At 37.2% G+C, this 11,575-nt stretch carries 14 protein-coding genes; 10 read left to right on the top strand and 4 right to left on the bottom strand.

All coding sequences use genetic code 11. The annotated features are described in order from the left end of the window. The first annotated feature begins 71 nt into the window (after positions 1-71). The 7 genes from ccoS (at position 72) to RTX21_RS09425 (ending at position 6,420) form a co-directional block, all read left to right on the top strand. Complete coding sequence (gene ccoS / locus RTX21_RS09455) at positions 72-257, top strand: cbb3-type cytochrome oxidase assembly protein CcoS (protein WP_312767129.1); 186 nt, start codon at positions 72-74, stop codon at positions 255-257. Between the two features lie 15 nt (positions 258-272). Continuing rightward, positions 273-2,558, top strand: a complete 2,286-nt coding sequence (gene ccoN / locus RTX21_RS09450) for a cytochrome-c oxidase, cbb3-type subunit I (protein WP_312767128.1) — start codon at positions 273-275, stop codon at positions 2,556-2,558. Positions 2,559-2,571: 13 nt separating this feature from the next. Beyond that, positions 2,572-2,769, top strand: coding sequence for a hypothetical protein (locus RTX21_RS09445; RefSeq protein WP_027383357.1), 198 nt, complete (start codon positions 2,572-2,574; stop codon positions 2,767-2,769). Positions 2,770-2,787: 18 nt separating this feature from the next. Further along, positions 2,788-3,672 (top strand): cbb3-type cytochrome c oxidase N-terminal domain-containing protein, encoded by an 885-nt coding sequence (locus RTX21_RS09440; RefSeq protein WP_312767127.1) that lies wholly within the window; start codon positions 2,788-2,790, stop codon positions 3,670-3,672. 105 nt (positions 3,673-3,777) lie between these two features. Beyond that, on the top strand, positions 3,778-5,232 hold the full coding sequence (ccoG, locus tag RTX21_RS09435; protein WP_312767126.1) for a cytochrome c oxidase accessory protein CcoG: 1,455 nt from the start codon (positions 3,778-3,780) through the stop codon (positions 5,230-5,232). Positions 5,233-5,242: 10 nt separating this feature from the next. Next, positions 5,243-5,692: a FixH family protein gene (locus RTX21_RS09430; RefSeq protein WP_312767125.1), complete on the top strand. Its 450-nt coding sequence runs from the start codon at positions 5,243-5,245 to the stop codon at positions 5,690-5,692. After that, positions 5,683-6,420 (top strand): sulfite exporter TauE/SafE family protein, encoded by a 738-nt coding sequence (locus RTX21_RS09425; protein WP_312767122.1) that lies wholly within the window; start codon positions 5,683-5,685, stop codon positions 6,418-6,420. The genes RTX21_RS09430 and RTX21_RS09425 overlap by 10 nt, the downstream gene beginning before the upstream one ends. Before the next feature lie 41 nt (positions 6,421-6,461). Here RTX21_RS09425 and RTX21_RS09420 read toward each other — a convergent pair whose 3' ends face one another. The 4 genes from RTX21_RS09420 to RTX21_RS09405 all read right to left on the bottom strand — a co-directional run bounded on the left by RTX21_RS09420 (position 6,462) and on the right by RTX21_RS09405 (position 8,928). Next, complete coding sequence (locus tag RTX21_RS09420) at positions 6,462-6,935, bottom strand: DUF6702 family protein (RefSeq protein WP_312767120.1); 474 nt, start codon at positions 6,933-6,935, stop codon at positions 6,462-6,464. A 57-nt stretch (positions 6,936-6,992) separates the two neighbouring features. Further along, positions 6,993-7,703, bottom strand: a complete 711-nt coding sequence (locus tag RTX21_RS09415) for a TIGR00730 family Rossman fold protein (RefSeq protein WP_312767119.1) — start codon at positions 7,701-7,703, stop codon at positions 6,993-6,995. After that, the gene (locus tag RTX21_RS09410; protein WP_312767118.1) at positions 7,700-8,413 is read right to left on the bottom strand and encodes a sugar phosphate nucleotidyltransferase; all 714 of its coding nucleotides are present in this window, start codon (positions 8,411-8,413) and stop codon (positions 7,700-7,702) included. Before RTX21_RS09410 ends, RTX21_RS09415 begins: the two co-directional genes overlap by 4 nt. A gap of 83 nt (positions 8,414-8,496) precedes the next feature. Continuing rightward, a complete protein-coding gene (locus RTX21_RS09405) occupies positions 8,497-8,928 on the bottom strand; it encodes an RNase adapter RapZ (protein ID WP_312767117.1) in 432 nt (143 codons plus the stop codon). 149 nt (positions 8,929-9,077) lie between these two features. Between RTX21_RS09405 and RTX21_RS09400 the strand changes: the two genes are divergently transcribed. The 3 genes from RTX21_RS09400 to RTX21_RS09390 all read left to right on the top strand — a co-directional run bounded on the left by RTX21_RS09400 (position 9,078) and on the right by RTX21_RS09390 (position 11,573). Continuing rightward, entirely contained in the window at positions 9,078-10,241 is a 1,164-nt protein-coding gene (locus RTX21_RS09400) for an NTF2-like N-terminal transpeptidase domain-containing protein (protein WP_312767116.1), read from the top strand. Positions 10,242-10,250: 9 nt separating this feature from the next. After that, complete coding sequence (locus RTX21_RS09395; RefSeq protein ID WP_312767115.1) at positions 10,251-10,787, top strand: adenine phosphoribosyltransferase; 537 nt, start codon at positions 10,251-10,253, stop codon at positions 10,785-10,787. Between the two features lie 81 nt (positions 10,788-10,868). Continuing rightward, positions 10,869-11,573, top strand: coding sequence for a tetratricopeptide repeat protein (locus tag RTX21_RS09390; RefSeq protein ID WP_312767114.1), 705 nt, complete (start codon positions 10,869-10,871; stop codon positions 11,571-11,573). Positions 11,574-11,575: the final 2 nt, after the last annotated feature.

Raw genomic sequence — 11,575 nt, 5'->3', positions numbered from 1 at the left:
CTATCATTCTGACCAAAGTCAGTAATTTTCACTAAATTTGACGACTGTTTTACCTTAAATTTGCGGCTGGTATGGAGATTCTCTACTTGATGATTATCTGCAGCGTTTCTTTAGCTGTAATTTTTCTAATAATTTTCATTATTGGAGCTAAAAAAGGACAGTTTGAAGACGATGAATCGCCGGCGGTCAGGATTCTTTTCGATGACGAGGTGAAGAGAGAAAAGGAGATAGAAACTCCTAAAAATGAAAATGAATAATTGCTATTTGTAGATATGGAAACACAAAAGTTTAGTTATGACAACGGGATTGTTCGCGCTTTTCTTATTGCGACGGTTGTTTTCGGTTTGGTAGGTTTTTTATTGGGACTTACTGCCGCGTTGTTATTATTTTATCCTGAATTACCAGAATTTTTCCTGGGAACAGACGACCCGACAATCAGAACGCTTAGAAGTGAAGGATTGCAGGGATTGGTTCATTCTCAGGGTGCCTTTGGATTTGGTCGTATTAGAATGATGCACACCAGTATGGTGATTTTCGCATTTGTGGGGAACAGCTTTTTCTCAGGATTCTACTACTCTATCCAAAGATTATTAAAAACAAGAATGTGGAGTGACACGCTGTCTTGGATGCATTTCTGGGGGTGGCAATTGATGTTGGTGACAACAATTATCACATTCTTCATGGGTCTTAACACCTCCAAAGAATACGCAGAACACGAATGGCCGATTGACCTTTTGATTTTGGTTGTTTGGCTTATTTTCGGAATCAATATGTTCGCAACGGTTGCGATCAGAAGAGTAAGACATTTGTATGTTGCGATTTGGTTCTACATCGGAACTTGGGTTGCCGTTGCAATGCTTCACATATTCAACAACTTAGAAGTCCCATTGTCTTTCTCAACTTGGAAATCATATTCAGCTTATGCAGGTGTTAAAGATGCCTTGGTACAATGGTGGTATGGTCACAATGCGGTTGCATTCTTCTTGACCACGCCAGTTCTTGGGATGATGTATTACTTCGTACCAAAAGCGGCTGACAGACCAGTTTTCTCATACAAATTATCAATTATCCACTTCTGGTCATTAATCTTCGTATATATCTGGGCTGGCCCTCACCACCTACAATATACTTCTCTACCAGCCTGGGCTCAAGCTGTTGGAACAGGTTTCTCTATTATGTTGATTGCACCATCTTGGGGTGGTATGTTGAACGGACTTCTTACACTAAGAGGAGCTTGGGATAAAGTAAGAGAAAATCCGGTTCTTAAGTTCTTCGTAGTCGCTGTAACTTGTTATGGTATGGCAACTTTTGAAGGTCCGCTTCTGGCAACTAAAACAGTAAACAAAGTAGGTCACTTTACTGACTGGGTAATTGGTCACGTTCACTTAGGTGCACTTGGATGGAACGGATTTATGGCATTTGGTGTTATTTATTACCTGGTTCCGATTTTGTGGAGAACCAAATTGTGGTCTGTAAAATTAGCTAACTGGCATTTCTGGCTAGGAACTTTCGGGATTATTTTCTATGCAGTTCCATTATATATCTCAGGATTTACACAAGGTTTGATGTGGAAACAATTCAATCCGGACGGAACTTTGGTTTATAAAAACTGGCTGGATACTGTAACAGCAATTCTTCCATATTTCAAAATGAGGTTTGTTGGAGGGTTCTTATATTTCTCTGGAGCTATTCTTATGGTTGTGAACTTGATTGCAACAGCAAGAAAAGGCTCTTTCCAAAAAGACGTTTCTGCAGAAGCACCAGCTTTAGCTAACGTAAAAAAAGGAAGAAAAGAAGGAGAAACTTTCCACCTTTGGTTAGAAAGAACTCCTCTATATTTATCAATACTTTCATTTATAGTTTTGGCAATTGGAGGTTCATTAGAAATTTTCCCTACAATATTTGTGAAAGAAAACGTTCCTACAATTTCTGCAGTTAAGCCTTATTCTCCTTTAGAATTAGAAGGTAGGGATATCTACATCAGAGAAGGTTGTAATGCTTGTCACTCACAGATGATTCGTCCTTTCCGTGATGAAGTTGTAAGATTCAACGGTAAGAATGGACAGTATTCAAAAGCTGGGGAATTCATCTATGACAGACCATTCCTATGGGGTTCCAAAAGAACCGGACCGGATTTGCAGAGAGAAGGAGGTGTAAGACCGGATTCTTGGCACTTCAAACATATGTACAACCCAAGGTCTACATCTGCAGGTTCTATTATGCCTAGATATCCTTGGTTGATTGAAAATACATTGGATAGAAGTAAGTCTAAAGCTAAATTGGAATTAATGAAGAATACTTTCGATGTTCCTTATACAAAAGCTCAAATTGACTCTATGGATACCTGGATGAATAACCAGGCAAGTGCTATCGTGAAGAATGTATTCTCTGAAGCTGATGACGTTAAGAAATCTTTCGCTGAGTCTAAAGCCAACAAAGAGAAAGCTGGAGAGAAATTCGTTCCGCTTGAGAAGAGAGAAATCGTAGCATTGATTTCATATCTACAAAGATTAGGTACGGATATCAAGACTACAGAAGTAAAAACAGCTAGTAATTAATATTTAAAATAAAATGATTCCGCAAAGTTTTAAAGACATCGTCTCCAATGTGGAAAACGCAGGTTTCTTCCAAACTTTGGCAATGATCATCTTCATTCTATTTTTTGTGGTTGTGGTTTACATCGTAATCAACAGACCTAAAAAATATTATAGCGAAGAAGAAAATGCGCCTTTGGAAAAAGACCACGACGATGACAAATTTACTTTGTAATTAAAAAGATATTTAATAATGAAAAGAAGAACACCTGTTTATATTAATATTCTAATCGTTTTAGGATTATTATTTGTAGTTTTCTTTATGTTCTCACAGACATCGGATTTTCTATCTACCAGATTTTTCTTGGGAACAGCGTTGATCAGTATCATTGTTGTTTTTATTCAGAATGCTATTGGAGATCTGATTGAGAATGAGAAATTCAAAAAATTAACCGATGCTGAAAAAGCAAATTATCTAGCTGAGAAAAAAATCCCTTACTTCCAATTCCTTTGGAATGGAGCTTTCAAAAGTCAAGGTGAAAAAGAAGAAAAAGATATCCTTATCGACCACGGTTTCGATGGAATCATGGAGCTAGACAATCAGCTTCCAAAATGGTGGTTAGGTCTTTTCTATTTCGGTACAGCTTACTGTATCCTTTATGTTTCTTCATATTTCTTGACAGATTTTGCTCATCCTTACAAAGAATATGAGCAGGAATATAGAGAGCAGACTGCAGCGATCAATGAGTATATGGCAACAGTAACTCAGCCAACTCTAGAAACTGCTGTTTTCTCAGAAGATAACGTAGAAGCTGGAAAAGCGGTTTTCGAGACCAACTGTGTGTCTTGTCACGGAGAAGGAGGAAAAGGAGGTATTGGTCCTAACTTGACGGATAATTTCTGGATCAACCAACCTGAGAAAACATTGTTCAAAAATGTATTCTATATGGTTGATAATGGTAGTAAAAATAACCCAACGATGCAGGCGTGGGGTAAAAATGGTGTAGTTTCTGGATTTGATATGCAAAATGTGGCAGCTTATGTCTATCATATCAACCAAGAACAAGCTCCTATCACACCTGCACAGGGTGGTGCCGCTCCGCAAGGAACAGAGGCACACTGGGAAAAATCTAAATAAACATACAAAAGAGATTGTCAAAATGTCGTTCTGTTCGGAATGATATTTGGAAAATGAATTGAAACAATTCGTTTTTCGGACAATCTCTTTTTTTATCTAAATATTATGAGTGGGACAGAAAAAAAATACAACGAAGCGGAAAGCTGGGTGGTAGAAGCTGAGACATTCAGAGACTCTGTTGGGACAATGGATAATACCGGAAAAAGAAGATGGGTATTTCCAAGAAAACCAAAGGGTAAATATACCAATTACAGGTATTTGGTTAGTATTGTATTATTAACAATCTACTTTGTAATTCCTTTTCTTAAAATCAATGGGAATCCACTTCTTTTATTCAACATTATAGAACGTCAGTTCTTTATTTTCGGTCAGCCATTCTATCCTCAGGATTTCTTTATTCTTGCATTAGGGGCAATTGCTTCACTGATATTCATTATTATTTTCACCGTTGTTTTCGGAAGAATCTTTTGTGGGTGGATATGTCCTCAAACGATTTTCCTGGAAATGATATTCCGTAAAATAGAATATGCCATAGAAGGTGATAGAAATAAGCAGATCAGATTGGACAACCAGGCCTGGGATACCGAAAAGATATGGAAACGTTCTTTGAAATGGAGTATCTTCATCTTGATATCGGTTATCATTACCCATATCATGTTCATGTACATTGTAGGTTATGAAGAGGTTTTTCGCATTATGCAGGAAGGTCCGTTTGCCAAACCTACGAATTTCTTGGTAATGATCCTATTTACCGCTGCTTTCTATTTTGTATTTGCGTGGTTCAGAGAGCAGGTTTGTACCATGGTCTGTCCGTATGGAAGATTACAAGGTGTGCTGATAGACAAAGAAACTATCAACGTTTTCTACGATTACAAAAGAGGTGAAAACCGAGCTAAGTGGAAAAAAGGAGAAGATAGAAAAGCAGCAGGAAAAGGTGATTGTATCGATTGCAAACAATGTGTTGTCGTTTGTCCTACAGGAATCGATATCCGCGATGGTCTGCAAATGGAATGTGTGAACTGCACTGCTTGTATCGATGCTTGCGATGAAGTGATGGTGAAGGTTGGACTTCCGACAGGACTGATCCGTTATGCTTCTGAAAAAGAGATCGAGGAGCAACAGAATTTCAAGTTCTCTGGAAAAATGAAAGCTTATTCCGTTGTTTTGCTTGCTCTTGTTGTTTTCTTAGGCGGTTTGTTATACAATAGGGGAGAGATGGAAGCCAAATTCCTCAAACCTCCAGGATCGACATTCTTCGTAAGGGACGGGAAGATCAATAACACCTATAATTATACTTTTCTTAATAAGTCAAACGAAACCAAAACTGTCATTATTAAAATCATTGAGCCTGCGAATGGTGAAATATCTTCCAGTGCGGCTTCAAGTAAAATTGTTCTGAAGAGAGATGCGATGGTGAAAGGGACAATTACAGTAAGCTTCCCAGAAAGTCAGATCAAACTGTCAAAACAAAATCTGGAATTGGGTGTTTACGATATGAATGGTGAACTATTGGATTCTTATAAAACTTATTTTGAAGGACCATTCAAATTTCAATTTTAAATATTAAAGAATGAAAAACCTAAACTGGGGACACGGATTGATGATTGCACTAGGTTGTTTCATCCTTTTCATCCTGTTTCTGATATTCATTTTTCCGATGGGAAAACAGAACGCGGAAATGATCTCAAATAACTATTACGAAGAAGAACTCCACTATCAGGACATTATTGATGCAAAGGAAAATGCAGCTAAACTTGAAAAAGTGCCAGTTTATAATGCAACGTCGGAAGGTATGCTGATTTCTTTTCCGGAAACTATAAAAGTGGATGAGAACAAGGTGAATTTCGTTTTGTTTCGTACGGATGATTCTAATCTGGATGTAAGAAAAGAGGTAGGTTTACAGCATAATGTTTTCCTGATTCCTAAAAAAGTAATATCCAAAGGTTCTTATACTCTTAAACTAAAATGGACAGAGAATAAAAAACCTTATCAGGTAGATTACGATATCTTATGGAAGTAGCACTCATCATATCTGCAATTGGATTGGGATTCGCATCCGGATTTCATTGTATTGGTATGTGCGGACCTATTGCGCTTTCTATGGGATTGACCAAAAATCAGAAAGCTAATTTCTATCTTCAGAACTTGACTTATCAATTTGGACGAATCCTAACCTATTCCTTTTTAGGAGCAGTTCTGGGAATTATTGGTCAAAGTTTTGAGTTCGCCGGTTTTCAAAAATATTTGACGGTTTCTGTTGGGATTTTATTGATTATAATGGCGATTTCTTCTTTCGGAGGGAAGGATTTCGCTACAAAGATTCCTTTCATTTCGAGAGCCTTATTGAAAGTCAAAATGCAATTGGGAAAGATACTTCAGCGTCCTGATTATAGATCTCGTTTTGCAACAGGAATATTAAATGGCTTTTTACCTTGTGGAATGGTTTATATGGCTTTAACTGCTTCGTTAGCAGCTGGCGGAATTTGGCAGAGTTCACTCTTTATGTTTCTTTTCGGATTGGGAACTTTCCCATTTATGTTTGCGGTTGTTTTCTTAGGGAATTTCATCACAACAGCTTTCCGGATAAGAATTCTGAAAGTCATTCCGGTAATGATGATCATCTTGGGCGGATTATTCGTTTTAAGAGGTCTGGAACTAGGGATTCCGTACGTTTCCCCACATTCCGAATCTTTGCATGTCAATCATTCTACAGATGGGTTTCACACAGACCATACGAATTGTCATTAAATCTTTAACAAAAAAAATCGGCCAAATGACCGATTTATATTTTAAAAAGAAACTTCAGCAGTTTCCTTACCCTTTTGGAAGTTTACGGTTTTCAGGTTACCTTTATAAGTGATATTCATAATATTGACCTGCTTTGGAAATTGACCGATCAGTATACTGTTCCTGATTTTCAGGCTTGAGATATCTGATATATTTCCTACTTCATAATAAACCCAGACCGACTCTCCGTTCACTTGGCTTCCTGTAAATGTCAAGGTTTTTGGAGCGCCATTTATAGCAACATCTACATTATTATTCACATATTTCTTCACTTCTGCTTCAAAACCTGCCGTGTTAGGGTCAATTTTTGTAGCCTGAGAAACATGAGATGTGTTGAGTTTTGTCGTGAATTTCAAAGTTTTGGTTCCGTCGATATAATCAACTTTGGTCATAGACGAAAAGAAATCAAGGTCTTTAAAACTAAAAAAGCTTATTAGTAAAATTCCTAGAGATAATATAAATATAGATTTTTTCATTTTTATAAAATTAAATAACTTTTATTGAAGATATGAGGTCAAATTATATGCCACACATTAGAAATTGACACTAACAGAATATTTATCATAAAAAGATTTGATGTGCTCAACTGCATCTTCTGCGGTATCTACAACTCGAAATAGCGATAGGTCTTGCTCTGCGATCAATCCTTCTTTCAGCAATGTTCCCTTGAACCAATCTAACAAACCGCTCCAGAATTCGCTTCCTACCAACACAATTGGAAACTTTCCTATTTTGTTAGTTTGAATCAAAGTCAAAGCTTCCGAAAGCTCATCCAAAGTTCCAAATCCTCCGGGCATTACCACAAATCCCTGAGAATATTTTACAAACATTACCTTTCTAACGAAAAAATAATCAAAATTGATATTATAACCCTTGTCCACATAAGGATTAAAATGTTGCTCAAAAGGCAATTCGATATTCAGCCCGATAGATTTTCCGTTTCCTTGTGCTCCTCTGTTTCCGGCTTCCATTATTCCCGGACCGCCTCCGGTGATCACTCCAAAACCTATTTCAGTGATTTTCTTGGCGATGTCGGAAGCCATTTTGTAATAGTAGCTTTCTGGTTTCAGTCTAGCTGAACCAAAAATAGAAACACAAGGGCCAATCCTTGCCATTTTTTCGTAACCATCTACAAATTCGGACATTACCCGGAAAACCATCCAACTATCTTTGGTAATGGTTTCATCCCAGGTTTTCTGTCTCAGGCTTTCTTGTAATCTCTTCTCTTCGTCTTGTTGTGTCATCTGAATAATTTTTCTGCTTCTGCAATAGATTCTGGCTTGCCAACATCGATCAAATTGGCCGTATGTTGATAACCTATAATAATATCTTCTTTCATTAGGTCCATATATTCGTCCATAATAGAGAACTTTCCGGTTCGTGTTAATTTCCCGAATATCTCAGAATTCACACAATGGATGCCGCTAAAAGCCAATTCCCTTAATTTGAATATTCCGCCGACAACAGTTTTCTTATTGGTTTTAAGGTTTCTCCAGCCTTTTAGGAACATCTTGTCATTGAACATCAGTTTTCTGGAACTATCTCTGTCCGAAACTGCCAAAGTAATCATCCCACCTTTGAGTTCGTGGATTTTTATAAAATTGGTGATATTAAGGTCGGTCAGAATATCAACATTCATAATTAAGAATGTCTTCTCATTTTCAAGGAACCGTTTGGCAAAAAGTAATCCGCCACCAGTTTCCAGAAGTTCTTCGGACTCGTTTGATATTTCTATATTGGCCCCGAAGTTATCATTCTCTGCCAAGAAAGCCAAGATCTGTCCTCCGAAATGATGGATATTGATCACAAAGTCATTGATGCCGTAACTCTGCAGATACTTGATGTTTCTTTCCAAAAGTGTAACATCATTCACTTTGGCCAAAGCTTTTGGATGATTATCTGTAAAAGGTTTTAATCGGGTACCCATTCCCGCAGCAAATAGTAATGCTTTCATATTTTTAAATGATAAATAATAATTGATGAATGATTAATTCACTCATCAATTTTAAAATAAAGGTTTAAGTTAACAGCAAAAATCTAATTGCTAGAAGCTGACGATAAATTAAGATGCAATTGTTCATCGTGATGGATCTTTACTTTTGCATCAGGAAAGTTTTTTCTAATGAACTCTGCCGTTTTGATAGCCGCATAAACCGAACGATGTTGCCCGCCGGTACATCCAAAGTTAATCTGGAGATTTTCAAAATCTCTTTCAAGATAATTTTTGATGCTGATAGAAATAAGACTGTAAATCGATTTTAAGAAATCCGGCATTTCTGTTTTATTTTCAAGAAACTCCTGAACACCAATATCATTTCCCGTTTGTGCCTTGTATTCTTCTATTCTTCCAGGATTTAGAATTCCTCTGCAATCGAAAACAAAGCCGCCTCCGTTGTCTGTATTATCTTTTGGGATTCCTCCTTTTTTATAAGAAAAACTGTGAATATCAATTACTAATTTATTCTGCATCAACTTTAATTTTGTGTAAAGTTACTTTTTTTAATTTTCTTTGAAAAATCGATCAATTCTGAATTTTAAATTTAATTTTGCATATTAATTGATATAAGGCGTTTCGAATCAAACATATTCCTTATTTTTAAAAATAAATCTTACGCAAAATGAAATTTATAAAATACTGTCTGTTAGCAACTTTACTGATTCTGATGGTAGGTTGCAAAAAAACAAGTGTTGACGGAAGCAGCCGCAAAAGTTTCCAGGAAAGTATCAATGATATGGCTTCCAGCTTGCCGACATTGAAACAGGTAAAATTCAATGAGGCTTTATATATATTGAAAACCTTCGGTGTAGAAGCTGAAGGGGATATTGCAGAAATTGCTGCACTTGGAAAACTTCTGGATGGTAAAAAGACCGCAGAGATCTTTGCTTTGGCAGATCAGGTGGCACAAAAAAATGGTATCGACTGGAGTAGTACAGCTCCGCCAAGTTTAGGTGAAATGAACATATTCGGAAACGAAGTGGCTTCTGAAAAAGACCCGAACGATATTGATGCAGCGGCACTTAATATCATTGTGACCAATATTGCCGGCGATAGTTTGACAGGTTCAAAAGGATTGATCGTTACGCCGCAATTGGTGGACAACAATGGAAAGAAAGTTGATTTTGAGGGCGCTGCATTGGAAACTGTAATGGAAATATCAAGTGGCGGAAACAAGATCTCTACTTCGAAAAACCTGATGCAAGACCCGGCTTTCAGAGGATTTACAATCAAATATTCAACACTTCCAAAAGAAAAAATATTTGAAGAAAAGATAGATATCAAACTGACCGTAAAAACAACTAGAAAGCTTTTACAAATGATCAAAATGGGAATTCCTGTAAATGGAAAAGCGCTCTATACACCACCGGCACCTGTAGTTTCTGACTCACTTCAAGTTCCGGAAACACAAGTTGACCCTCAGACCGGCGAAACTGTTACGCCTCCGCCTGCTCCGGCAAAAGTGACTGCAGACCCGAAAACGACTGTAACAAAATTCCTGAATAATTTGTCTTCTCAGAATTTCAAGGCAGCTTATGATGCTTCGGAAAATCCGAATTGGGGTTCCTATGACAAATTCTCAAATCCGAATTCTGGGTTTGGATCCGTAAAAAACATCAGTGTAAAAAACATTGCCGTTCCTTATAACAAAGATAATTCAGCAAACGTTAACGTCACTTATGATGTAACTGACAAAAACGGGAAAACCACTTCTCTGAATGTGACCTATGGACTGAAAGCGGTTAACAACAATTGGAAGATCACCACTTATAAAATCAACAATTAAAAATAGAAGATGGCATCTGCAGAACTGATCAAGAAATTAGAAGAAACGATAGATAATATTCCTGATTTTCCGATTCCGGGAATCCAGTTCAAGGATATTTGCCCAATTTTTCTTCAGCCAAAATTATATGAAGAAGTAATCGCAGATTTGGCTGATTTCAGTCGTGGAAAAATTGATGTCGTTTGCGGCATCGAAAGCCGAGGCTATCTTTTCGGGATTGCAATTGCTGTTGCTCTAGACGTTCCTTTTGTATTAATTAGAAAAGCAGGAAAACTTCCGCCTCCTTTCATCGGAGAAAAATATGACTTAGAATACGGTTCAGCGGAAATCGAAATGAAAACAGGGCATTTGAAAGAAGGGCAACGCGTTTTGATCCATGATGACCTTTTGGCAACCGGTGGAACTACGGAAGCTGCTGCAAAACTAGTTTCCAAGCAAGGAGCAATTCCTACGCAATTCAGTTTTTTGATTGATCTAAAAGATCTCAATGGTGTAGAAAGGCTCAAAAAATTTAATGCAGAAGTGTATTCGATTCTGAAATATTAAAATATTTTAACCATCAGAAAAAGAAGTTTTTGCATATCAAAAGGAAAACATTAAATTTGCACTCTATTTATTAAAAAAATTATGGCAAACCAGCATAACAAAAACCACGAACAAGAAGGAAAAGAAACAGTAGAATTCTTTAAAGACCTTGATAAAGAAGCGCTTAACATAGAATCATTCTTAGAGAAAAATGCTAAGGTACTTAGTATTGGCTTCGGAGTTCTGATTGTTGCAGTTTTGGGTTGGTTCGGATATCAGCAATTCATTGTTGCTCCTAAAAATGAGGAAGCTACAAAAAGTTACCTTGCTGCTCAGAAAAACCTGGCCGACGGAAAAGAAGACCTAGCTCTTGGTGGAAAATCTGTAGCAAATCCGGGTTTTATCGGAACTTACGATGAATATAGCGGAACAAAAGCGGGTAAACTGTCTGCTTACAACGCAGGTTTGTTAGAATTCAAAAAAGGAAATTATCAGAAAGCTTATGACTTGTTGGACAAATTCAGTTCAGACAACAAAGTTTTGGTTGCTCTAAAATATGGGGCAATGGCAGATTGTCTTTCAAACCTTAATAAAGCTGATGATGCGCTTGCATTGGCAGACAAAGCTTCTTCTGCTTCTGATGACGCTTACACTTCTTACTATTTCACAAAAAAAGCAGGAATGTTAGCTCTGGCTCTTAAGAAAAATGCTGATGCTAAAAAATACTTCGCTGCAATCGAGGAAAAATACCAGGACTATGACAACGGACAATCCGATGCTTTCATAGAAATGACAAAATATTACTAAAC

The organism is Epilithonimonas sp., from assembly GCF_032054305.1.
Lineage (GTDB): Bacteria > Bacteroidota > Bacteroidia > Flavobacteriales > Weeksellaceae > Epilithonimonas.
This window is presented reverse-complemented; position numbering and strand designations above follow the sequence as displayed.